This window comes from Pseudomonas sp. GW821-FHT01A09, from assembly GCF_058986725.1.
Genome location: NZ_JBYSWB010000043.1, coordinates 1 through 25,304 on the forward strand (window position 1 = coordinate 1; position 25,304 = coordinate 25,304).

General features: G+C 62.2%; 26 protein-coding genes and 1 riboswitch. Of the genes, 10 read left to right on the forward strand and 16 right to left on the reverse strand.

The annotated features are described in order from the left end of the window. Positions 1-150: 150 nt before the first annotated feature. Both AC3WJP_RS27465 and AC3WJP_RS27470 read right to left on the reverse strand, forming a co-directional pair. Positions 151-462, reverse strand: coding sequence for a cupin domain-containing protein (locus tag AC3WJP_RS27465; protein ID WP_493724329.1), 312 nt, complete (start codon positions 460-462; stop codon positions 151-153). A gap of 34 nt (positions 463-496) precedes the next feature. Further along, positions 497-1,660, reverse strand: coding sequence for an MFS transporter (locus tag AC3WJP_RS27470; protein ID WP_493724328.1), 1,164 nt, complete (start codon positions 1,658-1,660; stop codon positions 497-499). A gap of 133 nt (positions 1,661-1,793) precedes the next feature. Here AC3WJP_RS27470 and AC3WJP_RS27475 point away from each other — a divergent pair, with 133 nt between their 5' ends. After that, positions 1,794-2,012, forward strand: coding sequence for a hypothetical protein (locus tag AC3WJP_RS27475; RefSeq protein ID WP_493724327.1), 219 nt, complete (start codon positions 1,794-1,796; stop codon positions 2,010-2,012). A gap of 79 nt (positions 2,013-2,091) precedes the next feature. On the opposite strand, the gene AC3WJP_RS27480 is transcribed toward AC3WJP_RS27475, so the two are convergent. The 6 genes from AC3WJP_RS27480 to AC3WJP_RS27505 all read right to left on the reverse strand — a co-directional run bounded on the left by AC3WJP_RS27480 (position 2,092) and on the right by AC3WJP_RS27505 (position 6,394). Next, complete coding sequence (locus AC3WJP_RS27480; protein WP_493724326.1) at positions 2,092-3,474, reverse strand: PepSY-associated TM helix domain-containing protein; 1,383 nt, start codon at positions 3,472-3,474, stop codon at positions 2,092-2,094. A 104-nt stretch (positions 3,475-3,578) separates the two neighbouring features. After that, on the reverse strand, positions 3,579-3,998 hold the full coding sequence (locus AC3WJP_RS27485; protein ID WP_493724325.1) for a DUF2946 domain-containing protein: 420 nt from the start codon (positions 3,996-3,998) through the stop codon (positions 3,579-3,581). A gap of 87 nt (positions 3,999-4,085) precedes the next feature. Further along, positions 4,086-4,262 carry a hypothetical protein gene (locus tag AC3WJP_RS27490; protein ID WP_493724324.1) on the reverse strand — a complete coding sequence of 59 codons (177 nt, stop codon included), beginning with the start codon at positions 4,260-4,262 and terminating at the stop codon, positions 4,086-4,088. 72 nt (positions 4,263-4,334) lie between these two features. Next, entirely contained in the window at positions 4,335-5,069 is a 735-nt protein-coding gene (locus tag AC3WJP_RS27495) for a DUF72 domain-containing protein (protein ID WP_493724323.1), read from the reverse strand. 1 nt (position 5,070) lies between these two features. Continuing rightward, the gene (locus AC3WJP_RS27500; protein WP_493724322.1) at positions 5,071-5,226 is read right to left on the reverse strand and encodes a hypothetical protein; all 156 of its coding nucleotides are present in this window, start codon (positions 5,224-5,226) and stop codon (positions 5,071-5,073) included. A 124-nt stretch (positions 5,227-5,350) separates the two neighbouring features. Then, on the reverse strand, positions 5,351-6,394 hold the full coding sequence (locus AC3WJP_RS27505) for a sodium:calcium antiporter (RefSeq protein ID WP_493735700.1): 1,044 nt from the start codon (positions 6,392-6,394) through the stop codon (positions 5,351-5,353). Then, positions 6,383-6,556: riboswitch (yybP-ykoY riboswitch) on the reverse strand. It overlaps the preceding gene by 12 nt. 721 nt (positions 6,557-7,277) lie before the next feature. Between AC3WJP_RS27505 and mgtA the strand changes: the two genes are divergently transcribed. Further along, the gene (gene mgtA, locus AC3WJP_RS27510; protein WP_493724320.1) at positions 7,278-10,040 is read left to right on the forward strand and encodes a magnesium-translocating P-type ATPase; all 2,763 of its coding nucleotides are present in this window, start codon (positions 7,278-7,280) and stop codon (positions 10,038-10,040) included. Positions 10,041-10,093: 53 nt separating this feature from the next. Here mgtA and AC3WJP_RS27515 read toward each other — a convergent pair whose 3' ends face one another. Further along, positions 10,094-10,948 (reverse strand): LysR family transcriptional regulator, encoded by an 855-nt coding sequence (locus AC3WJP_RS27515; protein WP_493724319.1) that lies wholly within the window; start codon positions 10,946-10,948, stop codon positions 10,094-10,096. 74 nt (positions 10,949-11,022) lie between these two features. Between AC3WJP_RS27515 and AC3WJP_RS27520 the strand changes: the two genes are divergently transcribed. Beyond that, positions 11,023-11,991 carry a DMT family transporter gene (locus AC3WJP_RS27520; protein ID WP_493724318.1) on the forward strand — a complete coding sequence of 323 codons (969 nt, stop codon included), beginning with the start codon at positions 11,023-11,025 and terminating at the stop codon, positions 11,989-11,991. Between the two features lie 135 nt (positions 11,992-12,126). On the opposite strand, the gene AC3WJP_RS27525 is transcribed toward AC3WJP_RS27520, so the two are convergent. The 3 genes from AC3WJP_RS27525 to AC3WJP_RS27535 form a co-directional block, all read right to left on the reverse strand. Next, positions 12,127-13,074: a LysR family transcriptional regulator gene (locus AC3WJP_RS27525; protein ID WP_493724317.1), complete on the reverse strand. Its 948-nt coding sequence runs from the start codon at positions 13,072-13,074 to the stop codon at positions 12,127-12,129. 146 nt (positions 13,075-13,220) lie between these two features. Next, positions 13,221-14,159, reverse strand: a complete 939-nt coding sequence (locus tag AC3WJP_RS27530) for an AraC family transcriptional regulator (RefSeq protein WP_493724316.1) — start codon at positions 14,157-14,159, stop codon at positions 13,221-13,223. A gap of 21 nt (positions 14,160-14,180) precedes the next feature. Then, positions 14,181-15,014 carry an oxidoreductase gene (locus tag AC3WJP_RS27535; RefSeq protein WP_493724315.1) on the reverse strand — a complete coding sequence of 278 codons (834 nt, stop codon included), beginning with the start codon at positions 15,012-15,014 and terminating at the stop codon, positions 14,181-14,183. Positions 15,015-15,343: 329 nt separating this feature from the next. Between AC3WJP_RS27535 and ssuD the strand changes: the two genes are divergently transcribed. Together ssuD and AC3WJP_RS27545 are read left to right on the forward strand one after the other, a co-directional pair. Next, complete coding sequence (gene ssuD, locus AC3WJP_RS27540) at positions 15,344-16,468, forward strand: FMNH2-dependent alkanesulfonate monooxygenase (protein WP_493724314.1); 1,125 nt, start codon at positions 15,344-15,346, stop codon at positions 16,466-16,468. A 217-nt stretch (positions 16,469-16,685) separates the two neighbouring features. Beyond that, entirely contained in the window at positions 16,686-17,456 is a 771-nt protein-coding gene (locus tag AC3WJP_RS27545; RefSeq protein WP_493724313.1) for an alpha/beta fold hydrolase, read from the forward strand. Positions 17,457-17,489: 33 nt separating this feature from the next. Here the strand turns inward: AC3WJP_RS27545 and AC3WJP_RS27550 are convergent, their stop codons facing one another. Further along, the gene (locus tag AC3WJP_RS27550) at positions 17,490-18,290 is read right to left on the reverse strand and encodes a helix-turn-helix transcriptional regulator (protein WP_493724312.1); all 801 of its coding nucleotides are present in this window, start codon (positions 18,288-18,290) and stop codon (positions 17,490-17,492) included. A gap of 136 nt (positions 18,291-18,426) precedes the next feature. On the opposite strand from AC3WJP_RS27550, the gene AC3WJP_RS27555 reads away from it, so the two are divergent. Together AC3WJP_RS27555 and AC3WJP_RS27560 are read left to right on the forward strand one after the other, a co-directional pair. Next, complete coding sequence (locus tag AC3WJP_RS27555; RefSeq protein WP_493724311.1) at positions 18,427-19,248, forward strand: carbon-nitrogen hydrolase family protein; 822 nt, start codon at positions 18,427-18,429, stop codon at positions 19,246-19,248. Positions 19,249-19,367: 119 nt separating this feature from the next. Further along, positions 19,368-20,690 (forward strand): APC family permease, encoded by a 1,323-nt coding sequence (locus AC3WJP_RS27560; RefSeq protein WP_493724310.1) that lies wholly within the window; start codon positions 19,368-19,370, stop codon positions 20,688-20,690. Between the two features lie 137 nt (positions 20,691-20,827). On the opposite strand, the gene AC3WJP_RS27565 is transcribed toward AC3WJP_RS27560, so the two are convergent. After that, entirely contained in the window at positions 20,828-21,142 is a 315-nt protein-coding gene (locus AC3WJP_RS27565) for an RcnB family protein (protein WP_493724309.1), read from the reverse strand. 243 nt (positions 21,143-21,385) lie between these two features. Here AC3WJP_RS27565 and AC3WJP_RS27570 point away from each other — a divergent pair, with 243 nt between their 5' ends. After that, positions 21,386-21,772 (forward strand): low affinity iron permease family protein, encoded by a 387-nt coding sequence (locus AC3WJP_RS27570; RefSeq protein ID WP_493724308.1) that lies wholly within the window; start codon positions 21,386-21,388, stop codon positions 21,770-21,772. Positions 21,773-21,814: 42 nt separating this feature from the next. Here AC3WJP_RS27570 and AC3WJP_RS27575 read toward each other — a convergent pair whose 3' ends face one another. After that, positions 21,815-22,696, reverse strand: coding sequence for a manganese catalase family protein (locus tag AC3WJP_RS27575; protein ID WP_493724307.1), 882 nt, complete (start codon positions 22,694-22,696; stop codon positions 21,815-21,817). 538 nt (positions 22,697-23,234) lie between these two features. Here AC3WJP_RS27575 and AC3WJP_RS27580 point away from each other — a divergent pair. Both AC3WJP_RS27580 and AC3WJP_RS27585 read left to right on the forward strand, forming a co-directional pair. Next, entirely contained in the window at positions 23,235-23,369 is a 135-nt protein-coding gene (locus tag AC3WJP_RS27580; RefSeq protein ID WP_493724306.1) for a hypothetical protein, read from the forward strand. Positions 23,370-23,645: 276 nt separating this feature from the next. Beyond that, complete coding sequence (locus tag AC3WJP_RS27585) at positions 23,646-24,680, forward strand: FUSC family protein (RefSeq protein ID WP_493724305.1); 1,035 nt, start codon at positions 23,646-23,648, stop codon at positions 24,678-24,680. A gap of 359 nt (positions 24,681-25,039) precedes the next feature. Here AC3WJP_RS27585 and AC3WJP_RS27590 read toward each other — a convergent pair. Then, positions 25,040-25,304, reverse strand: a 265-nt coding sequence (locus AC3WJP_RS27590) for a hypothetical protein (RefSeq protein ID WP_493735701.1), incomplete at its 5' end; no start/stop codon positions are given.

A 25,304-nucleotide genomic window follows, 5' to 3' on the forward strand; every position in this document is an offset into this window, starting at 1 on the left:
CGGGAACCCCTCGCCCCAGCGAGGGGCCAATGGTGGGGGCGGCGACCCCAAGGCCGGCTCGAAAGCAGAACCACCCCAATCCCAAAAGCCCAAAAGCCCAAAAGCCAAGACAGCAAAACCAACACAGCCCAGGATCAAACAAGACCCCGCTCAAACGCTCCCTTCGCTTTCCACCACCAGCACCCGCGCCGCGCCCACTGGATGAGCAACGTGCGCAGTGCCGACCGAGGCGTAAAAGATGTCGCCGACGTTCAGCAACGTCGATCGCTCGACATCCCCTTCCATGAAGCGCATTTCCACCTGCCCGTCGAGCACTACAAACACCTCTTGCCCATCATTGACGTGCCATTTGTAGGGTTGGTCGGTCCAGTGCAAGCGAGTGGTGATACCGCCCATATTGGCAATATCCAGCGCCGCCCAGGGCCGGTCGCCGGTGAAGTCTTTGCTGCGGATGATCTTCACAGAGGATTACCTTTGTCGAATGTCGATGCGTGGCTCATTCCACCGCCCGAACTGGCTGCAACTGCAGGCGAATCGCCCAGGCCAGCAGCACGAACACACCTGCCAGATAGCCGACATATTGAATGCCGATATGGTCGGTCACCAGGCCGCCGCACAGAGCGCCAAGCATGATACCGACGTTGATCGCCGCCACGTTCACCGAGTTGACGATCTTGGCATCGGCGCCGGCCCGGCGGATCACGTCCATGCCATTCATCATGCTCGCGCCGGCATGGCAGAAGCCCGCTCCGGCCACGAACAAGGGCACCAGCCACAAGCTCGCACCGAACACCGAGATGCCGACCATCACTGCAGCGAGGGTCAACAACACCCGTTTGAACATGCTGTCCAGCGGATTGGGCACACGCTTGGCCAGCAGCAGGTTGCCGACGATATCCGCTACCCCATACAGCGCCAGCACCAGCGTTACTTCTGCAGCAGGGAATCCGGTATAGCGGGTCAACAGCGTCGCGAGGAAGCTGAAGACGGTCATGATGCCAGCGAACATCAGCAGGTAGCTCAGCAACGCCAGGGCAATATCCCGCTTCCAGATCACACTGAGGCGCCCCAGCAGATTCACTTGCGCCTGGGAGCGATCGCCCTCGGGTGGCCGCACCCAGAGGATCACCAGCACCAATGCCAGGGCGCTCAAACCCGCCATCAGCGCCATGGCATGCTCCCAGGTCCAGGCATCGCTGACCCACTTGCCCAGCGGCACCCCGACCACCGAAGCGATCGAGATACCGATCAGGACCCGGGAAATCGCCAGGCTCTGGGTATTGGCCGTCGACAGCGCAGCGGCCGCTACCGTGGCATTGGTCCAGAAGATCGCTACCCCGACCCCGCCAAGCGCGCGCCCGGCCAGCAGGATGGGGAAATTGTCGGTCACTGCGCAAATGGTATTGCCCAGGAACAGCGCCACGCAGGCCCAGATCAACAAGGCGCGCATGCCGACCTTGTGAGTAAAAGCGGCGATGAGCGGAGCGCCTACGCCCATGCCCAACGCGAATGCCGTGACCAACGCGCCAGCGCTGCCGACCGTGATCTGCAGGCTGGCGGCGATCTGCGGTAACAAGCCGGCGACGATGAATTCCGATGACAGCATGACGAACGAGGTGAAGGTCAATACGTAGATGCGGGGGTTAAGCGAGTGATTCATAGGAAACTTAGCGTCCGATGCCTGATCTGAAATAAGCGTGAAAGCGCAAGCCTACCTGACGCGACGCATCCTTGCAGACGCAATCGCAATTGCTAGGCTGAAAGGACAACAACAAATCAAAGGACGAAAGACCATGTACGCGCACAAGGATCTGCAAGATTGGCAAGCCGCCTGGACCATGCACGATGAAGAAATCGCCTGTGCCGAGTGCGCCGCACGCCAGCCGAGCCACTACTCCAATACCGATTTCATTCATGCCCCGGACTGCTCCCGCGCCGGCAAAGGCCAGCGCCCGTGGGAACAGCTGATGACCCTGCTCATCGTGCCGATGCCACGGGCAGCGCGGGCTTAGCCGCCACCGGATCGGCAGCTGGAAAGCGATTTCCACGCTGCGGGCGACGCTCTACAACTCGCAGCGTCGCCACAACCGATCAAGCCTGTGTTTGCGACAACGTCCCAGGCAAGGCTCGCAAACTCAGCAGCACATCGCCCAGCACAAAGCACACCAGACTCACGCCCAGCACCGGCAAGCTCAGGCCCAACGCCACAGCTACAGCGATCACCCCTGCCCGTCCGGCCGGGCGCAGCTGCCGCCACGCCTCGAACAAAGTCGATTGCGGCGCGAGCGCCGGGCGGCGGCGCCACCACATCAGATAACCGAGCACTATCATCACTGCCAGGCCGCTGGCAAAGACCACCAGCAGCAGCTGATTGGCCAGGCCGAACAACGCCCCCATGTGCGCGTCGATGCCCCAGCGGGTGAGCTTGGCCGGCAACGAATATTGCTCGAAACGCACTTGATCGATCACTTTCAGGCTGCGCGGATCGACCGCTACGGCATCCACCTGCGTCGGCCAGCGCCGATCGATCTCGTTTACCGTCCAGGCTTTATCAGTGCTCTTGGCTGGGCGGATCTCGACCTTGGCGGCGTTGATCCCGGCGCTGCGAGCGCTGGCCAGGACGCTGTCGAACAGCGCCGGTTTCAGCGCCACCGGCACCCCGGGCACGGCCATGTGCAGGTGATGCTCGGCGTGTTCATCCACGCTCATGTTCATGTCCGAGCGCATGTTCGACGCCGAGTTCAGCGACGTCGCGACACTGGGCGTCGACCACCCATACCAGGCCCGCAACACACCGATGTTATCGCCCGCGTACTGTGACCATGTCAGCCCGGTGGCCGAGAAAAACAGCAGTCCCAGCGCCAGCCACAGCCCGACACTGGCGTGCCAGCCGCGCAAGCCGCGGGCGCTCGCCTTGGCCCGCTTGCGGCTGACCGCCCACAACACCAGGCCGCCGAGCACCGCCACCCACAGCCAGGACGCCGCCAGTTCACTGTACAGACGGCCGATATCACCCAGCAGCAAGCCGCGATGGAACTGGTCGATCCAGGTGCGCAGCGGCAGCACACCGCTGGTGCCATAGACCGTCATATCGCCGCGCACCGCGCCGCTGACCGGATCGATGAACACCGCGCGGTGCTCGGACTCGCCCAGCTGCGGCGCGCTGAACATCACCCGCGTGGTGTCTCCCGCGTGTGGTGCCGGTCGCACCGCCGCCACCGTCAGCCGGGTATCGCCGACCTGCGCCTGTGCCCGAGCGACCTGCTCGGCCAGCGCGAGGTTCGGCCCGCGGCTGTCACTGTGCAAGGCATCGGCATAAAGATGTTCTTCGATTTGCGGCGTCAGGGCATACAGCACCCCACTCAGCGCCGCGACCAACAAAAACGGCCCGACAAACAGGCCGGCATAAAAATGCAGGCGTTTGAGCAAGGCCACGACAGCCCCCGACGGCGGGGAAGAAAGTTGAGCAGACATAAGCACCCATCCAGAGCGAAAAACAGCCGGCACGGCAGCGTACTGCCAGCCAGACACAGGTCGTTTATCAAGGATTTGCACGCGCACCAACGGCGCGACGAGAGCTAGGGTGCGCGGGGGTTGAGTGCGGGGAAGTACAGCCGAAAGGACGATACCGGCCAGCGTCCTTGAAGGACTGCACGCGGCTGCCGCAAGCGGACCAGCCAGCCCAGCGCGGCAAAGAACACCATGGCCATGGCCAGAATGCCGGCAAAGGTGCAGGCACCGAACATGGATTTCAGGCTGTCGTGGTGGTCTTTTGCAGCGGCATCCATGGCAGAGGACATCGGCATCGACATGTCCATCTGCATGCCGGCATGGGCATCGACGGTCGGCCCCATATCACCCTGCGCCAGGCTTGAATCGGGCGCACCGTCCATCCCCATCATCAGCCCATGGCCGATGCTGCAGGCGAGACCGTTGAACAGGACGAAGGCAAACAACATCCAGGCAAGCGGCAGGCGATGGGTGCGCAAGGAATTCATGGGCGCGAATGTAGCATTGCGAGGCAATCAAGCCTAGCAACGGATAGTTAGGTGCACCGGCGTGGCGAGCATAAGCCCACCCCTATTTTACAGTTTCATATGTTGGCGAAACGTGCGAAATCTGCCGATCGCAAACAGGTCCAGGGTCAGCGCCGCGCGAAACTGCTGGCGCGATACGAAAGCCTGCTCGTCGAAATCATCCAGCCCGTGGCGAAAATCCCCCATCGCGCATTTTGCAGCCATCGGTGTCTTGCGAATGTACATGGCAGGCCTCTTTTTTCACGGGTTACTACTGTGAAAATCGGCGGTGGGTGTTTACACAGAATTTCTTTCAATTCAATGACGAATGGTCGTCAGCGCGCTCAAGCGCAGTGCGTTGCCCAGCGCCGCGCCACTGGCCGTGTTGTCGAAGACACACCAGGCTTGACTCCCGGTGCTGGCGGCGTCGAGCAGTCTATCCGCCAGCGTCCGAAGCTGCGGCTCGTCATAGCTGTCGTGATAGATGCGCGGCGATCCGTGCAGACGCCAATAGCGCAACCCCGACCAGCCGCCAGGTACGCCGTCATCACTGAAGCGCGTAGGATCGACGGCGGCGCGGGCGATCTGCCGGGCTTGCAGCAGCGGCTCGGCAGCGATCCAGGAGGCATGGCGCGGCTCTACCACGATGCCACCGCTGAAACGCTGACGGAGCATGACGAAGAACGCCTCGGCCAGGGCTTCATCGAAGCTCAAGGATGGCGGTAACTGCACCAGCAGACAGCCGAGCTTTTCGCCCAACCCCGAGCACTGGGAGAGGAACAGCTCAAGCGCTTGTTCGCAGTCGCGAAGGCGCTGGCCGTGGGTGATCAGCTTGGGCACCTTGACGCTGAAGCGAAAACCCTCGGGCACCGCCTGCGCCCAGCGCGCATATGTCTGCTGGCGGTGAGGACGGTAGAACGAGCTGTTGATTTCGACGCAACCAAGGCGTTCGCCATAACGCTGCAGATGCGTGCCTTGCGCCGCGAACTCCCCCGCCTGCGCGCCAGACAGGCTCCAGCCCGCGCAACCGATCAACAATCGCGGCGCAGACACGTCATTCCGGCTCTTCGGAACCGTCCACACCGGCGATATCCGGGTCGTCCGGACTGGCATCGTCAGGCTCCGACGGTACCGGGTGCTTGCCTGGATCGTTGATGAATGGCACTCCAGTCGGGCCTTTCTCTTCGCTGCCTTCGGTTTCAGGATTCATGGGCTTCTCCGTATTGCATCGTGCATCGAATGATGGGGGTGCACTGCGTTGGAAGAGCCCTGCGGTCAAACGTTCAGTCGGCACGAGCGCTCGATCGGCGTGGATGAATCATCAAAGGCGTGCCTCAGCCCAGGAAATACCAGCCCACGTAAACCGCAAAGGCCACGTACAACAGAGCAATCGCCATGAGATTGCGCGAATCCACCTCGCCCTTGCGAAACATCAACCAGAGCACGCCCACCGAAAACGCCGTCACTACCCCGGACGCGAACAGCGGCGTGTCGAACAGCCAAGGCGTATAGAACAGCCCCAACGCGCTGGGAATAGTGGCCTGGATCATCATGGCGCCGGAGATATTGGCCAGCGCCAAACGCTCCTTGCCCTGACGAATCCAGATCAACGCATTCATGATTTCCGGTAGTTCGGTGGCCACCGGGCTCAACAACAACGCGACGATATGCGGCGAGATGCCGAAGATAACGCCGATATGTTCCAGTTGCGATACGAAGATATGCGATGCCGCGCCGATGACACACAAGGCAATAATGGATTGCAGCGCCGCCCAGCCCATGGTTGCGCTACCGGGGCGAATCTTGAGTTGTTCCAGCTCTTCCTCTTCGGGTGCGGTATCGGCACTGGTGATTTCCCGCCATACATACACGCCATAGGCGGCCAGAAACAATATGCCCAACCAGGGTTTGATAGCGAATGCCACCAGTCCCAGGGCGACCTTGAACACGAATATCGCCAGAAACGCCAGTTGATCGTTGGCCAGCGCCTTGCGATCGACACGGACCAGGGAGTCGCCACGGGCGAGCTTGCGACGGTTGATCCAGAGCGCCAGGCCGACCACGGCATAGGCGACGGTCGCCAGGACCAGCGGGCCACCCATGGCCGAACCCACGCCGATGTCCTTCTGCTCGGGGGTGGTGCCAAAGGCGACTGCCGTAAAGGTCACCGCACTTTCCGGCAGTGCGGTACCAAAGGCGGCCAACACGGTACCCACGGCCGTGGCACCCAGTTTCATATGACGCCCGCACCATTCAATGCCATTGACGAAGAACTCGCATGACAAGTAAATGACCGCAGCGGAAGCGGAGAATAAAACGAGAGTTGAAATCATCAGACGCACAGACCGGGCAAGCAGATTACCAATGGCACACGGCATGGCTTACCCGGTCGGTAAACACGCAGTGGCCAAAGGTCTCGCCGGGCATATTCAGGCTGTACTGAATGTGCTGATCACGCCATGAAGCAAGCGGCTTCAATTATGTTGACGTGAACTCTCCAACCGGGCGGTTGAAGATAGCTACTCCCCAATGACTAGGGCGCGCATTATTCCAGCGGGTAAATGATATTGCAAGCCAATCAATCGATCATCCAGACGCCATATAAATGTCACATAATTCAATTAATAACACTCAATCTCATTCGCAACGGGCGCATTGATAAGCTCCCGCAATCCGACAGCCTGGGCGATGGCGCAGGCAAAAATGAAGTTTTCGTTAGTGACTTGCCCCGCACATTCCGGCGCGTATACTCCGCGCAGATTTTCAATACGGAGACCCTAAGTGGGCACTTGTTCGAGTGACAGACGTCAGCCGGTTCGCGGAACCGGAATCAACTCAGCGATCTAGCCCGCAGGTCTCCTGCCGTCTTTCGCTGAGCGTGAAAGGCGGTACCTCCGGCGCATTGCCAATGCGCCTGTCGTCCCCCTCCTTCTGACTGTGCAGTCTTGCGACTGGCGGGTTCATCGTGCGCGTCATCTGACCCGCCGTGGACACGCTGCAAGTGCCCGCCTGGGTCTCTTTGCCTGCCCTCATGTCGTACGGGGAAACTGCCATGCTCCAAAACCGTCAGAACGTCCGTTCCACTTTTATCGTGCATCTCATTCGCTGGATGCAGGGCCGCCCAATGAGGGGCGAAGAACGATTACCCCATTCCAGTCAGCCATAGAGGCCCGTTGAAACCATGTCCGAAGACCCGTATTTGAGCTGGCCTGCGTGATCACCCCTGGGTGCTCGCGCGGGCGCCACCCAGAGTTGATAACCATGAAATACGAACTGTTGAAAGAATTCTTCCTGAGCCTGCTGCGCTCTCGTCGTCAAGCCCAGCACTTTCGCCGCGGCACCCTGCTGGAAAGCGTGAGCGGCACCGGCGTCAGCCGCGAAGTGCCGAAAACCCTGGCAAGCTCCCTGGCCGAAGCGGCGCAGGCCGATCCTGCCGCGCTGGTGTCGCGCATGGGCTCCCACGAACAGGGGCTGACCGATGCCCAGGCCACCGAACTGCGGGCCATCCATGGCGCCAACGAAGTCCAGCACGACAAGCCCCTGACCTGGTACCGCCACCTCTGGGACTGCTACAAGAACCCGTTCAACATGCTCCTCACCCTGCTCGCGGTAGTGTCCTTCGCCACCGAAGACATGAAAGCGACCGTGGTCATTTCGAGCATGGTGCTGCTGTCGACCTTCCTGCGCTTCTGGCAGGAGATCAAGTCCAACAAGGCTGCCGATGCCCTCAAGGCCATGGTCAGCAACACCGCCACGGTATTGCGCCGTGCCGCGCCAGTTGCCGACCAGGATGCTGCGCAAGCGCCTGCGCCCATGGTCATGGGCAAGCCGGGTCGTATCGAGTTGCCGATCAGCCAGTTGGTGCCCGGCGACAGGCTGGTGCTGTCGGCCGGCGACATGATCCCCGCCGACTGCCGCGTGCTGATCGCCAAGGACCTGTTCGTCAGCCAGGCCGCCATGACCGGTGAATCCATGCCGGTGGAGAAGTTCGTGGTGCAGCCAGGTGCGGCCTCGATCAACCCGCTGGAACTGGACAACATCCTGTTCATGGGCACCAACGTGGTGTCCGGCTCGGCCATCGCGCTGGTGCTTTCGACCGGCCAGAACACCTATTTCGGCGCTCTGGCGCAACGGGTCAGCGCCGTCGACCGCGCGCCGACCGCGTTCCAGGCGGGCGTCAACAAGGTCAGCTGGCTGCTGATTCGCTTCATGCTCGTGATGGCGCCACTGGTGATGTTCATCAACGGCTTCACCAAGGGCGACTGGACCGAAGCGCTGCTGTTCGCGCTGTCCATCGCCGTCGGCCTGACCCCGGAAATGCTGCCGATGATCGTCACCTCCACCCTCGCCAAGGGCGCTGTGGTGCTGTCGCGCCAGAAGGTCATCGTCAAGCGTCTGGACGCCATCCAGAACTTTGGCGCCATGGACGTGCTGTGCACCGACAAGACCGGCACCCTGACCCAGGACAAGATCTTCCTCGCCCGCCATGTCGACGTCTGGGGTGAAGAGTCCGACGCGGTACTGGAAATGGCGTATCTGAACAGCTACTACCAGACCGGTCTGAAAAACCTGCTCGATGTGGCCGTGCTCGAACACGTCGAAGTGCACAGCGAACTGCAGGTCACGACCGCCTTCAACAAGGTCGACGAAGTGCCGTTCGACTTCGTGCGCCGGCGCATGTCGGTGGTGGTCGCCGAACGCGAGCATCACCAGCATCTACTGATCTGCAAAGGCGCGGTCGAGGAAGTGCTGGAAGTCTGCACCCGGGTCCGTCATGGCGACATCGACGAGCCCTTGACCGAGGCACTGCTCAGCCGGATCCGTCAGGTCACCGCATCGATCAACGAAGAAGGCCTGCGCGTGGTCGCCGTGGCGGCGCGGCATACCTCGCAGGAGCAAACGGTCTACGGTCTGGCCGATGAACAGGCACTCACCCTGATCGGTTATGTGGCCTTCCTCGATCCGCCCAAGGAGAGCACCGCCCCGGCCATCAAGGCCCTGGCCGAGCACGGCGTGGCAGTGAAGATTCTCACCGGCGACAACGAGCTGGTCACCGCCAAGATCTGCCGCGAAGTCGGCCTCGCGCAGCAGGGGCTGCTCAAGGGTGGCGATATCGAAGCCATGACCGACGCAGAACTGGCCAAGGCCGTGGAGACCACCAACGTCTTCGCCAAGCTGACGCCCGCCCATAAGGAACGCATCGTGCGCTTGCTCAAAAGCAATGGCCATGTGGTCGGCTTCATGGGTGACGGCATCAACGACGCGCCGGCCTTGCGCACGGCGGACATCGGTATCTCGGTGGACACCGCCGTGGACATCGCCAAGGAAGCGGCCGACATCATCCTCCTGGAAAAAAGCCTGATGGTGCTTGAAGAAGGCATCCTCGAAGGCCGTCGTACCTTCGCCAACATGCTCAAGTACATCAAGATGACCGCCAGCTCGAACTTCGGCAACGTGTTCTCGGTGCTCGTCGCGTCAGCGTTCATCCCCTTCCTGCCGATGCTGCCGATGCACCTGCTGGTGCAGAACCTGCTCTACGACATCTCGCAGATCGCCATTCCATTCGACAACGTCGACGAAGAGCAACTGCAGAAACCGCAACGCTGGCAGCCGGGGGAAATCGGCCGCTTCATGGTGTTCTTCGGGCCGATCAGCTCGGTGTTCGACATCACCACCTTCATCATGATGTGGTACGTGTTCGGGGCCAAAACGCCTGAGCATCAAACCCTGTTCCAGTCGGGCTGGTTCATCGTCGGCCTGCTGACCCAGACCCTGGTGGTGCACATGATTCGCACCGCCAAGATACCCTTCATCCAGAGCCGCGCGTCGACGCCACTGATGATCATGACCGGCATCATCATGGCAATCGGGATCTTCCTGCCGGTGGGCCCGCTGGCCGAGTACTTCAAACTGCAGGCGCTGCCACCGCTGTACTTCGTCCTGCTGCCGTTCATCCTGCTGGCCTACGTGACGCTGACCCAGGCCATGAAAGGCATCTACAGCCGTCGTTACGGCTGGCAATAAACGCGTCGCTCGAAGAGGGGTACGGACCGAAATCCGTACCCCTTTTTTCTTGCCTATAGCCGGAAGTACTGGTGCAGACTCTGCGCCAGCAGCTCGATCGCCTGGTCATCCACCGCCGACGCCGAGCGCACCAGCACCACCTCGTGCTCACCGATTTCAGGCATGCCGTCCAGCACCGTCATGGCGCGGCTCACCGCCTCGCGGTCCATCAGCGCCACCGCCAGTCCCGCCTCGACACAAGCCCTTACCGCCTGCGTCGAGGGGCTGTCCAGCACCACCCGCCAGCGCCGGCCGTGGCGCTTCAAGGATTCCAGCATCGCCTGGCGATACGGGCAGTCGGCGGCATACAGCGCCACCGGCAGCGGATCGGGCCAGGCTGAGCTGGCCGCGGCCGCGCCGACCCATACCGGCGTAGTCACCGCCAGCACCTGCGCCGCCAGGGTGCCTTGCCCGCGCGGTTGCGACAGCAACGCCATTTGCAGTTTGCCGCGCTGCACCCACTGGCTGAGGGTGTAGCTTGGCGCCGTCTTGACCTCCAGCACCACGTTGGGCCAGGCGGCGGTGAAGATCGGCAGGATGTCGCGGATGACATGGGCGGCGTATTCGTCCGGCACCCCAAGGGTGATGCGCCCGGCCAGGCGCGTACCCTGCAACTGCGCCAACACGCGGTCATGGGTGTGCAGCAGATCGGTGGTGGCGGCCAGCAGGCGCTTGCCCAGCGCCGTCAGTGCCACCGACTGGTTGTCGCGATCGAGCAGGCGCCCACCGGCCACCGCTTCCAGACGCTGGACATGCACGCTGACCGCCGCGGGGCTCTTGTGCAGGTGCTCAGCGGCGGCGCTGAACTTGCCGAGGCGTACTACGGCGTGGAAGGTGCGCAACAGATCGATATCGAGGATGGCGGCCATGATTCACCTGATGTGAACAACTAGTGCAAGTAATTTTGATTTATCAGACTACAGCACCTGGGTAGCCTGTGCCTATGAACTCGACCTCAGCACAGCCCTGCCCTCGCCCCACGCTCAAGCTTCTGTATCGCTTGCCCCTGCCGCTGCTCGAACTCGGCCTGGTGGTGAGCTGGAGCTCTGGGTTCATCGGCGCGCGGTTTTCCATCGATTACGCCCCGGCGCTGCTGGTGGTGTTCTGGCGCTGCGTGCTGGTAACGCTGGCGCTGTTGCCCTCGGTCGTCGGCCAGCTGAAAAACACGCCTGCGCCAGTGCTGTTGAAAAACGCCGGCATCGGCTTGCTGGCCATGAGCGGTTATCTGCTGGGCGTGGTCCAGGGCGTGGCCTTGGGCGTACCGGCTGGCCTTGCCGCGCTGTTGGCCGATCTGCTGCCGGTGGGCATGGCGCTGCTGGCCGCCGGGGTGCTGGGTCAGCGCTTGCACTGGCGCGTGTGGATGGGCCTGGCGATCGGGCTGGCAGGGGTGCTGATGGTCGCCCACGATGCCCTGGCCCTCGGCAATGCGCCGGTGTGGGCCTACAGCCTGCCCTTGCTGGGCATGGCCTCGCTGGCCGTGGCCACGCTGTGGCAAAAACGCCTGCAGCCCCACGAGTCGCTGGGGCTGCTCACCAACCTGTGGTTGCAATGTGCGGTATCCGCCGTCGCCTTCGGCATAGTGGTCGCCAGCCAAGGCAGCCTGCTGCCGCTGCCAACCACGGGGTTTGCCCTCAGCGTACTGTGGACCGCGTCCATCGCTACCTTGGGCGGCTACGGCCTCTATTGGCTGTGTCTGAAGCGCTCCACCCCCACGCGGGTCGCCAGCGTGCTGTACCTCAGCCCTGCGGTGACCTTGCTGTGGGCCTGGGCGGTGTTCGACGAACCCTTGTCGTGGCTGATGCTGCTGGGCACGGCGGTGTCGGCAGTGGGTATCTGGTGGGTGGTACGGGGCGAAGCGCCGCAGAGCGGGCCGCCGCCAAGTGCGCAATATCCCGGCCGAGGCGCCGATTGATCGATTTTCGATCAACCCCACCGAACGCTTGATTCTCATGGCTTACAGACAGTTATCCACAGACATACTCAAGTATTCCGTGGACAACATTGCCTCATAAAACAACTATTTGCGTCGTGGGGTTAGACCCTCGCGCTAGGTCGTGGCAGATACCGCGTCCATGCGGGTTCCGGTCAGTTCTTCGATCAACAACATCATCGAGGGCGTGTACTCCACATTGGCCCGAGTGACGATTTCAAAGGGCTCGCTCGTCGATTCAATGCTCAGCGCCAGCTTGACCAACATGCCGTGATCCAGGGCCATCTGAGCGACATCGTTCGGCATGACGGCCACCAGATTCGGATCGTTGAGCAACAGCGACAACGTCGTGAAGGTCGAAGAGGTCTCGATGGCATAGGGCGGGAAACTCAGTCCCGATTGCCGGAATTCGCGCTCCAACGTCAGGCGCATGGGCATATTGACGGGAAACACCACCCAGCCGCTGTCCACCAGGTCGGCGAGTTGCAGCGCCTTCGCGCTCGCCAGTCGATGCCCCGGATTGGCCACCACGACCAATGGTTCCTGGGTACGAAAGCGGCTTTGATACGCCGTCGGGCGTGGGCTGATGCTGGTTCGACAGATGGCTACATCCAGGCGCCCCTGGTCCAGCAAGGTCAATAACCGAGAACTGGTGTCCTCGACGATGGTGATCGACAGCTCAGGCTGTTTGGCGCGAAGGCCGGCCAGGCTGTGCACCAGCGCCGGCACGCCGCCCATGACGGTGCCGACGGCCAGGCGTCCGCCGCGCCCTGTGAGGATGCCGAGCATTTCTTCACGCAGGTGCTCGAGGTCGGTGTGGATCAAACGGGCATAACGAATCACGCAGCGGCCCAGGTCGTTGGCTTCCAGGCCTTTGCTGGTGCGCTCGAAGAGGCTTGAGCCAAAGGTCGTTTCTATTTCCTGCAATGCCTTGGTCGCGCCCGGTTGGGTCAACGCCATGAGCTCGGACGCCTTGCGCAACGAGCCGTGCTCGTCTAGGGCAATCAAGAGACGAAGCTGCTTGAGCCTCAGGCGAGAAACGATGGACGAGAAGGACGGCAGCATGGGTATACCTGAAAGTTATCGCCGGGGTCGTGGCTCGCATTAGGCAGCAGCAGCCTGCAAATTTAAAGGGGCGCTGACGATAACGACAAAGATCGCTGCGATCACTTGAGTGCTGTCATTCAGGTTGTCACCCTGGCCGGTCTGGCTCAGTGCGACGATACGTAGATCGACGGCGTGGTCGGCGCTGGCAGCGCATAGGTGGCTTTCATCCACTCGATCTCCGCCAGCGGAGTGCGGCCGAAAAATCGCTTGAATTCTCGGCTGAACTGCGAGGCGCTTTCATAGCCGACATTGAACGCCGCCGAGGACGCGGTCATGTCGTGGCGCAGCATCAGCAGGCGCGCCTGGTGCAAGCGGGTCGACTTGACGTATTGCATCGGCGAAGAGTCGGTGACGCTGCGAAAGTGCAGGTGAAAATTGGGCACGCTCATGCTCGCTTCCTGGGCGAGGGATTCGACGTCCAGGCGCTGCTGATAACAACTGTGGATCTTGCGGATGGCGCGGGTGACCTTGCCGAAATGCCCTTGCAGATTGAGCGCCGCGCGCATCGAGCCGCCCTGCTCGCCGGTGAGGATGCGGTAGTAGATTTCCCGCACCAGCGAGGGCCCGAGTATCTGCGCATCCAGCGGCTCGCTCATGGCCTGCAGAAAGCGCAGGGTCGAGGCCCGCAGCGCGTCGTCCATCGGCGAGGCGTACATGCCCCTGGGCGGCGCCGAAGTCGCGCCGAGGGCCTCCTCGACCTGCAGCAACACCTCACTGGCCAGCTTGAAATCCAGGCGCATGTACACCGCCAGCATCGGCTCGGCGGCGCTGGCGTCGGTCTCCATGGTGAAAGGCACCGGCACCGACACCACCAGATAATGCTGGGCATCATAGACGTACACTTCCTCGCCCAGATAGCCGCGCTTGCGCCCCTGGCAGAGGATCACGATACCGGGGTCGTACAGCACCGGTGTGCGGCTCAGCGGTCGGTTGGAACGCAGGAAGCGCACGTCGTCCAGCGCACTGAGGTTGTAGCCCTCCTGCGGCGCGAGCTGCTCGAGCAAGCGCACCAGGGTTGTCGTGTACGGGTCGTGCTGATGCATGGGGTGACCTCTGCCTGACGCTTAGCCATCGGTGGAACGGGTCAGCGCTTCCCATTGATCGATTTCGCTGGCAGCGCGCACGAGTTTGTCGCGCACCAGCCCCAGGGCATCGCTGCCCAGCAACAGATGCGCAGGCGGTGTCGGGCTGGCGATGAGCTGCAACATCGCGTGCGCGGCCTTTTGCGGATCGCCCAGTTGCTTGCCGCTCTTTTCTTCGCGGGCCTTGCGAATCGGATCGAAGCTGGCGTCGTAATCGGCGATGCTGCGCGGCGTGCGCTGCATCGAGCGCCCTGCCCAGTCGGTACGAAACGAGCCCGGCGCCACTGCGGTCACGAAGATATTGAACGGTTGCAGCTCCTTGCTCAGGGTATCGGAGATACCTTCCAGAGCAAACTTGCTGCCACAATAGTAGGCGATACCGGGCATGGTGATGGTGCCGCCCATGGAGGTGATATTGATGATATGCCCGGCGCGGCGCTGACGAAAATACGGCACGAAGGCCTTGGTCACCGCCACGGCGCCGAAGACGTTGACGTCGAACTGGCGGCGCATCTCTGCCAGGGGGGATTCTTCGAAAATGCCTTCATGGCCATAACCGGCATTGTTGACCAGCACGTCCACCGGGCCGTGAGTGGCTTCGACCTGTGCGACCACGCTGTCGATGCGATCGAAATCGGTGACATCGAGGATCACCCCGTAAGCCAGCTCCGGGGACAGCGCCTGGAACGACTGCAAGGCGGCATCGTTGCGCACGGTGCCGATGACGCGATGGCCTGCGGCGATGGCCGCCTGCGCCAAGGCGCTGCCGAATCCGCTGCTGACACCGGTGATGAACAGGGTTTTCTGGGTGCTCATGGGGGGCGCTCCAATCGGTTGGGAATGCTGATCAGAGTAGTCAGGGTGAAGATGGGCAGAAATGCCGGTTCGTCTGCGAGGATTGCCTATTCCTATCAGAACAGTTTGCGTCGGTCAGTATCGATCGCCGTGCCAAGACTGACCTCACAGCAACACTTGACCAACACATGTGTTGCCACAGCAACAGTCACTCCCGAGGCGGAACTCTTATCCAGTTGATTAACTAGGGTTTAGCTCACGGCACAAGATTTGCTCCGGTCATGTTCCGCCGCGCCCACAGATCATCCAGCATCCACCGCGCCCTGCCCCGATTGCCCAAGGATCACACAATGAGTCTCGATATCTTCTGGTTCCTGCCCACGTCCGGCGATACCCGCTACCTGGGCAATTCCGCCAGCGGGCGGCCGGCGACCAGTGGGTACATGCGCCAGATCGCCGTGGCAGCGGATCAACTGGGCTACGACGGCTTGCTGATTCCGACCGGCGCCAGTTGCCTCGACCCATGGGTCACCGCCGCCAGTCTGGTGCCCGTGACCCAGCGCATCAAATTGCTGGTGGCCTTGCGTACATCGCTGGGCAACCCCACCGCATCGGCACGCCAGGTCGCCACCCTGGATCAGGCCAGCGGCGGCCGGCTGTTGCTCAACGTGGTGCCGGGCGGTGATCCAGTGGAGCTGGCGGCGGATGGGGTGTTCTTCAGCCACGACGAGCGTTATGAAGCCTCCGATGAATACCTGCAGATCGTCCGCCGGCTGCTGCAAGGCGAGCGAGTGGACTTCGAGGGCAAGCACCTCAAGGTCCAAGGCGCGCGCAACTTCTTCGAGCCCGTGCAACGTCCCCATCCGCCGCTGTATTTCGGTGGCTCGTCCCCCGCGGCCCACGAGCTGGCAGCCAAGCACGTCGACACCTACCTGACCTGGGGCGAACCGCCGGCCGCCGTGGCGCAAAAGATCGCCGATGTGCGCGCCCGCGCCGCCGTGCATGGTCGCACTGTGCGTTTCGGTGTGCGCCTGCACATCATCGTGCGCGAGACCGATGCCAAGGCCTGGGCTGCGGCAGACGAGCTGATCAGCCATCTGGACCCGGCCAGCATCGCCGCGGCACAGGCCAACTACGCCGGCATGGACTCGGAGGGCCAACGGCGCATGGCCGCCCTGCATGGTGGACGTCTGGATCAACTGGAGGTGGCGCCCAACCTGTGGGCCGGCGTCGGCCTGGTGCGCGGCGGTGCCGGCACGGCGCTGGTGGGCGATCCCGAGACCGTGGTGGCGCGCCTGCTGGAATATGCGGCCCTGGGGGTCGACAGTTTTGTGCTGTCGGGCTACCCCCATCTGGAGGAAGCCTATCGGGTTGCCGAGCTGCTGTTCCCGTTATTGCCCGGCAAGCAGAAGGTCACGGTGGATGGCGCCATGACCGGCGGTGCCTTCGATGTACGGGCCGGGCGCAAGGATTAGACCTCGCCCTGCAGCGGCATCGGGTTTGTCCTCGGTCATCTTCCGGCCCTTGTAGACCGTCACGCCCGCGCAAAGGCTGGGCGCCTTGATTTCAATACCCCGCCCCTACCCACAGAAGCGAAAAACCGAACCGAGCCACAGGTCCGGTAGTCGCACATACAGGAGCGGCCAAGACGTTCAAGTGCCGAAAACAAGACCCTCTCGCCTGGAGACTGAAATGCTCGCCCACAGCCAACAAGGCCAAGGCTCCCCCGCCTTCGTGCTCCTGCACTTTCTCGGCGGATCCCATCGGACCTGGTTCCCCACTTTGCCCTATCTGGACGAACGTCATCGCTGCGTCGCCGTGAACACCCCGGGCTTTGGCGACGCCGCCGAGGTCCCGGGCTACAGCGTCGCCGCCATGGCCGATCAGGTCGACGCGACGATCCGCGCCCTGGGCCTGCGCCAGTGCATCCTGGTAGGCCACTCGATGACCGGCAAAGTTGCGCTGGTGCTCGCCTCGCGGCGGCCCGAGTACCTTGTCGGCTTGATCCTGGTGGCGCCCTCGCCGCCTGGGCCGCAGCCCATGAGCGATGCCGATCGCGACAGCCAGCGGGCCTATACCAAGACGCGCTTCCAGGCCGAGGACTTCATCGATCAGGCCAGCGGCCATCCGTTACCGGAAGCCATCCGTGAAGTCGCCATCGCCGATGCTCAACGAGTCAATCTGGTGGCTTGGCGCGCCTGGGTCGACCGCGGCAGCCGCGAGGACTGGAGCGAGCGCATCGACGTGCTCGACTGTCCGGCGCTGCTGGTCTGCGGTGCCGATGACCAGCAGGTCCCGGGCGCCGATGAACAACGCCGCACCACCCTGGCCCACCTGCCCAACAGCCGTGTGGCGATCATTCCGGGCGCCGGTCACCTGATGCCGATGCAGACGCCCCAGGCGTTGTCACGCCTGATGCTCGACTTCGCGCAAGAGATCGCAGGAACAGACAGCCCCCACTGACGGATCCGCGATGGGCTGGCGCACGCCTTCGGCTCATATCGAGTGCCCATCGCCCTGGGCCTGCAGGAACAGGGCAAACAGCTCGGACTGCGACTTGATCCCGAGCTTGGTGTAGATGTGCTTGCGGTGGACCTTCACCGTCTCTGCCGAAATCGCCAACCGACGGCCGATCTCCTTGCCGGAATGTTCGCTGAGCATTAGCCGCGCGACCTCCATCTCACGGGCGGTCAGCGCTCCCTGGATCTTCAGGCTGGCGGCCTCCAGCGCCTGCTGCCAATCCGGCGCTGGCGCTGCCGGGTTGTCCAGCAGTTCATTCTCGAAGGCCAAGCGCTGACGCATCAGGGCCGCGATCCAGGGCTGGATCAAGCCCAACAAGGCCACTTGCTCGGGCGTGAACCGGTGCTCGGCGCCCAGTGACAGGCACAGGGTGCGCTGGCCTTCGAGGGCGACGTTGATCTGCACCTCATCGGCCACCACATTGAGGCGAAAATAGCGCTGGTAGTAGTCGGTCTGCTCGAAATGCTCCGCGGCCACGTCATCCAAACGCAACAGGCCGCTGGCATGGCGCTCGCGGCTGACGATGTAGAACGGGTCGAGCAGGTACAGGCCCTTGAGATAGTCGGCGAACAGCGCATCAGGGCCGCCATCCAGACCGGGGCACTCGGCGAACACCTGGGGGCGGCCATCGGTAAACAACAGCACGACCCAGCTATCGAATTCGACGTATTGCTCCAGCAGGCGCACCAGAGCGATCCAGAATCCCGGCCGGTCCAGTGCTTCGATCAGCTTGCCGACCGACTGATGCCAGGCGACATCCTGCAACGTGAGTCCCATGCACTACCCCCAATGGGTTAACTCGCTGGCGTAATTACCGACGATGCCCCTCTGCGGCCATACTCGGGCCAGGCAATGTCGGGCGCCGGGCATTATGCCGCCATTGCGCGCCCCCCTGAAAGCACAAGGACCTCGCGTGAAAGTCGAACTCATACAGCTTGCCGGCCGTGACGGCGATACCGCCCACAACCTGGCCCGCGCCCTGGACGCCATCGCCGCCTGTGCGGCCGACACCGACCTGGTGGTGTTCCCCGAGACCCAGCTGATGGGCTTCCCCACCGCCGACAACATCGCCGCCCTCGCCGAGCCGCTGACGGGCCCCAGCGTGCAGGCCATCGTCCAGGCCGCGCGCCAGCACGACATCGCGGTCACCCTCGGCGTGGCCGAAAACGACAACGGCCACTTCTACAACACCACTTTGCTGATCACCCCCGAAGGCATCGCCCTGCGCTATCGCAAGACTCACCTGTGGGCCTCCGACCGCGGCATCTTCGAGCCCGGTGACCGCTACGCCACGGCGCTGTACCAAGGCGTGCGCATCGGCCTGCTGATCTGCTTCGATATCGAATTCCCGGAGAGCGCTCGGGCCCTTGGCCAACTGGGCGCGGAGCTGATCCTGGTGACCAACGGCAACATGGATCCGTACGGCCCCGTGCACCGCACCGCGATCATGGCGCGGGCCATGGAGAATCAGGCCTTTGCGGTGATGGTCAATCGCGTCGGCAGCGGCGACGACGGCCTGGTGTTCGCCGGAGGCAGCGCCGTGGTCGACCCCTTCGGCCAGTTGCTCTGCGAAGCCGGGCGCGAAGAATGCCGGCAGATCGTGCAACTGGACTTTGCCCAGGTCCAGGCCGCGCGCCGCGACTACCGCTATCTGAACGACCGACGCCTGCTGTTGCGCGCCGAGCAATGCGATTACCCCGACGGGCGCCGCGAGTTGCTGATCCCCAAGCCCTAGCTCGCTACACATCAGAATCGACGGGCCACGCCCGCGCAGGCCACCCACGCCGGTGGCCACCGTTGCACCTTTCGCCGACTCGGCTCTGCCATAACAACCCACAATCTGGAGCAGCAGCAATGGCCAAACTACAGCGCACTTTGTCGCTGGGTTCGGTGGTGCTTTTCGGCATCGCCTACATGACCCCGATCATCGTCCTCGGCACCTTCGGCATCCTCGCCGATGCCACCAAGGGCCTGGTTCCCGCCTCTTACCTGGTCGCTTCGGTGGCCATGCTGTTCACCGCCTTGAGTTACGCCAAGATGGCCGCCGCCTTCCCGGTGGCAGGCTCGGCCTACACCTACGTGCGCAAGGCGATCAGCCCCAAACTGGGCTTTCTGGCTGGCTGGGCGGTGTTGCTCGATTACCTGTTCCTGCCCATGGCCATCTGGCTCATCGGTGCGGCGTACCTGGGTTCGGCCTTCCCCGCCGTGCCGCAAGCGGTGTGGGTGCTCGGGTTCATCGTCATCACCTCGTTGATCAACGTGGTCGGCCTGCAATTGGCCAAGACCGTCAACAGTGCGCTGCTGCTGGTGCAGATGCTGGTGCTGATCGCCTTCGTGGTCCTCTGCGTGCACTACGTGCTGGGCGATCCGAGCAAACCGCTGTGGACCCTGGCGCCGTTCTTCGACGGCCACTTCAGCCTGCCATTGGTGATGAGCGGCGCGGCCATCGCCTGCTATTCATTCCTGGGCTTCGATGCGGTCAGTACCCTGACCGAGGAAACCCGCGATGCCACCCGCACCATCCCGCGGGCGATACTGCTGATCACCCTGATCGGCGGGCTGCTGTTCATCGTCAGCGCCTACTTCGTGCAGTTGGCACATCCTGGCGCGACCTTCGACAGCATCGACTCGGCGGCGTACGAGATCGCCCGCAATGTCGGCGGTGATCTGTTCGTGTCGATCTTCCTGATCGGCCTGATCGTCGGCCAGTTCACCTCCGGCCTGTCCGCTCAGGCCAGTGCGTCGCGGCTGCTGTACGCGATGGGCCGCGACGGTGTGTTGCCACAGAAGATCTTCGGCACCTTGAACGCGCGCTTCGGCACACCGGTGAGCAGCATAGTGCTGTGCGCCGTGGTAGCCCTGCTGGCACTCAAGCTGGATGTGACCACCTCCACCTCGTTCATCAACTTCGGCGCCTTCCTGGCCTTTACACTGGTCAACCTGTCAGTGGTGTTCCACTACTGGATCGGCTCGCCGCAACGTGGCGCCAAGGCGCTGTTGCTGCATCTGGTCTGCCCGGTGGTGGGGATGATCGCGACGCTGTGGCTGATGGTCAGCCTCGATCATCTGGCCATCGACCTGGGCCTGGCGTGGTTGGCGATCGGCATGGTGTATCTGGCGTGGATGACCGGCGGATTTCGCCGCCAGCCACCGGAGATGAGTTTCGAGGGGGCCTGATCGAGGCGCGACGGTGGGCCGATCACCTGCAGCGGCCCATGTCATCAGCAGCCTGATGGCCTGGGCCACCGTCGATCAGGGCATGTCGCGATACGTTGCCCTGCGCGTCAGCCGCCCGAAGGTCAGGCAAGCGGTCGCTACTTGTGCGCCGCCGACTTGTCGATCATCTGCTTGACGGTGCCGTTGGGAATATTCACCAGCACATATTTGTCCTTGATCTCGACCCATTGCTCGTTTTCGTCGGGCGCTGCGAGGTGGCGTTTCTTCCAGTCTCCCAAGGCCAGTTCCTTGCGTTTGTATTCATCCGGGACCTTGTCGCCCTGCTTGATTTCATGAGCGCCCACCCCGGGGCGATCCAGGGTAACGCTGGTATCCGTGGCCGCGAACGTCGGGATGCTCAAGCTGAACAGGGCAAGGAAGGCGAAGCGCGCGAAGTATTTTTTATCGTTCATGGCGAAATTCCTTTGGCATCAGCGGGTACGGCCACCACCATGGCGGCCTGGTCGAATTGACGACTCTCCTGATAATCGACCCTTGCGGCGGCAGATATTTCCATCTATTTGCAGTTCGGGGTGGATCCGAGCGGTGCGCTCGCGCCACGGATGAAGAATTCTTCATAGGGGTTCGCCCCGGAACGGGCAAATTTTCTGTGTACGACCGGGTCTATGGGTGATTGATCTTCGCGAGTAATACCCATGACATTCGGTAATTTTTCCCAAGCCTTGGCAAACAAGTCGGGCAGTCCTCGTACGTTCGCCACCGCCATCATCCTGATAGTGGTATGGGCCGCCACAGGCCCTTATTTTCACTACAACGACACCTGGCAACTCATTATCAATACCTCCACCACCATCATCACTTTCCTGATGGTCTTCTTGATTCAGAACACTCAAAACCGCGACAACGATATCTTGCACATCAAAATCGATGAATTGTTGCGGGCCACGAAAGAGGCACAGAATGCAGTACTGAATCTGGATGAACTGGATGAGAAAGCGCTGAAAACCATTCGCAAGAAATACCGCAAGGTCGGGGAAAACGAGACGGTCGAGGTAAGCGAGTCCGAGACGCGTCTAGAATAGGCGCCCCCCAAAGTGCGGCCCATCAAAGGGCCGCAACTTATCTTATGCCTCTTGCCCTTGCACCATCCCGGAACCCAGATCGGCACCGGTGACGGGATTGCTTGAAGGGTCGGACATGGTCCGGGTTTTCAGCGCCTCCAGCACCTCCATATCGGCCGCCGACAGTTCCACCGAAGCCAGTCCGTCACCGCCATCGACCGCCGGCTCGGGACTCTCGACATACTCCCACTCGCCACCCTCGTTCCACGGCCCCCGCACGTTTGGCTCGCCGGACATGTTGAAGTACTTGTTGGTGAACTCCGGCATGCCCGGCAGCTTGCCCTGGGGAAAATTGGGCTGAATGGCGTGCAGGGCTTTCTCGAACGACAACTGGTGGGCGATTTCGCGGGTCATGAGAAAGCCCAGCGCCTCCTTTACGCCCGGATCATCGGTCACATTCATCAGCCGCTCATAGACGATCTTGGCCCGTGATTCCGCGGCGATATTGGAGCGCATGTCGGCGGTAGGCTCACCGATGGTGTCGATATACGCCGATGTCCAGGGCACCCCTGCGGAATTGATCAAGGGTGCCCCCGCGCCGTACAGCAGGCTGGTGATATGGGAATCGTTGCCGGCGCCGTTGATCGCCCGATACAGCTCGCCCTCCTCTTCGACCGCTTCGGCCAATTGACCCTTGGCGCCCTTGTTGAGCATGACGATGATGGAGCCGACGATTTCCAGGTGGCTGAGCTCTTCGGTGGCGATGTCCATCAACAGGTCCTTGCGGCCCGGATCATCCTCGGCCAGAGCCTGGGTGAAATAGCGACCCGCCGCTGCGAGTTCGCCCTGGGCACCGCCGAATTGCTCCAACAGCAAGTTCGCCAATCCGGGGTTGGGCTGGGCGACGCGCACAGTGTATTGCAGACGCTTATTATGCAAAAACATAGGTATTTCCTCAGGCCTTTCTGCTTTAAAGCATTACTTCGCTTCCGGCAAAGGGAGGAAATACAGTAATGCGGTCACAGGTTATGAGCGCAACAACAAATGAATTGATCCAATTCATATCAGCACGAACGGACGAAAGGTGCAGATCATTAAGTTCATAAAGTTAACGACAGCACTATCACCGGGCTGGAAAATTATAATTAATTGCACCCCTTACTATCGGATCTCAAATATCTGCGGCTTGCCTCTTTTGCCAAGGCGTAGGTTCAACTACGGCACAGCCTCCAGCTGCGCCGCTGGCTGTTGCGCCACCGCCGCCTGCCCGGTGGCCAGTGCCTGGATCACCTGCTCGCCAGTAGCGAAGCGCGCTCGAGCCGGTGTGGATGGCAAGGTGAGAATCTTGTCATGTATCGCCGATAACCAAGCGGGCCGGGGTATCCGGGACTGCCACCGGCGCGCCGCAGCGAACAAATAATGAATCTTCCAAAACCACTGCGGGTCAAGATTCATGAACGGTACATCTGATGAGGTAACAGCCATGACTATCGAAGCAGATACACTCGTGCAATTGACCGACACCCTCAAGCAACGCGGCCTGACCCGGGTCTGCGATGTGCACTTCACCCGGGCGCCCTACCGCCATGATCACCGCTGGATCTGCTGCATCGAGTAACGGTCGCACCATCCAGGCGGTGGACCGAGCCTTCCTGGTCCGCCACGAAGGCAGCGAAATGCAGGCGCATGCTGATGGGTTTCGACAGCCGTGGGCGGATGCGCTGGGTATTCACCCGCAGGGTCATGCCCAGGCACGACCCGGTAGGAATATCAATGTAGCAATCGAGCTGCAGCGGTGCCGTGTTGACGATCTTGGCAGGCACACCATCGATAGTGCGGGGGAACACTTAGCCCCCGCCTCGGTCGGATGACGTGACTTCTTCAGGCAGCGTGAATGGCTTCTCTTCCCCCTTCGCAACAATGGCCACTGGCGCTGGCGTGCATGCCCGGTTTGACCCTGATCATGGTCACCGGACTGCTGTCGGGCCAGCACCTGTCTGTCTGCCTGTTGGCCCTCAGTGGCGCTTTCACTGTCGGCTTCGGCGCGTTCAAGAAGCTCACCGACTATCCCTTGGCGCCGATGCTGATCGTCGCCTTGGGCATGGGCGTTGCCGCCTGGAGTGGCTCGCTGCTGGGCAACCACTTCTGGCTGCTCTGCGTAGCGGCGGCACTGATGGCAGGGCTGTGTGCGCTGATGTCGGCGATCGACGACGCTTTGTGGTGGATCACCCTGCAGTGGTCCATCGCGCTGCTGGTGGCGGGGGCCTTCTCTGGGGACGTGCAGGCGGCCGATCATCGCGCGCTGTTCATCCTGCTGGGCGCCTCGGTAGAAATCGCTGTCTTCGTGCTCTTTGCCCGGCTGCTGTCGACCTCTCAGGGGCTGCTGGCCCATCGCGGCTTCTGGGCCAATCTGGCCGACTTGCGCACCAGCCTGTTCACGCGCTTTCGCATCCGCCGCTATGGCCTGTACTGCGCCTCGGTGGTGGTGCTGTGTCTGGTGCTCGTGCACAAGCTGGGCCTGCAGCATGGCTACTGGGCGCCGATGACCGCGCTGGTGGTGCTCAAAGCGCACCCCAGCGATACCCTCAAACGTGGCGTGGCGCGCATGGTCGGCACCCTGGGCGGATGCCTGCTGGCGGCCGGCCTTGGGAGTTGGGGGGTGAGCGGCGCGGGCATGGGTGCGGTGGGGCTGCTTTTCGCGTTTCTGGCCTATGGCGTGCAAGGTGGGCGTTACAGCCTGTTCACCCTGTTCGTCACGGCCACGGTGATCACCACCGCGGCACTGGGCGGTGTGCCGGAGTGGCAGGCAGCGCTGGATCGCATGACCGCCACGTGCATCGGTGGCGGCCTGGCGATCGTGTTGTTGAGCCTGGAAACCTGGCTGGGCTTGCACCTGGCCGGTAGCCCCGATGCTCAACGAATCCGCTAACGGCGGGGTTGCAATTCCCCCTCGATTGCCAAACCCGACCCTGTGGTGAGGGAGGACCTCAAGCCGAGCGATTCATCAGGGTTTCAGCAACTGCAGCTGCTGGCGAAAGCATTTCCCCTAGATCGCCAGGCCCAACCCTGTGGTGAGGGGGCTTGCTCCCGATGCGGGGTGTCAGACAAATATTCGTAGCTGACACCGCGTATCGGGGGCAAGCCCCCTCGCTACAGGGGAGATGTTCGGTTAGCGACACATCAGGGTTTCAGCAGTTGCAGCTGCAGGCGAAAGCATTTCCCTCGATCGCCAGGCCCAACCCTGTGGCGAGGGGGCTTGCCCCCGATTCGGTGTGTCAGCCACCCCATTCAGTACTGACACACCCTATCGGGGGCAAGCCCCCTCGCTACATGGCACATGTTCGGGTCGGCGATCATCAGGGTTTCAGCAATTGCATCTGCTGGCGAAAGCATTTCCCCTCGATCGCCAGACCCAACCCTGTAGCGAGGGGGCTTGCCCCCGATTCGGTGTGTCAGCCACCTCATCCAGTACTGACACACCCTATCGGGGGCAAGCCCCCTCGCTACATGGCACATGTTCGGGTCGGCGATCATCAGGGTTTCAGCAATTGCA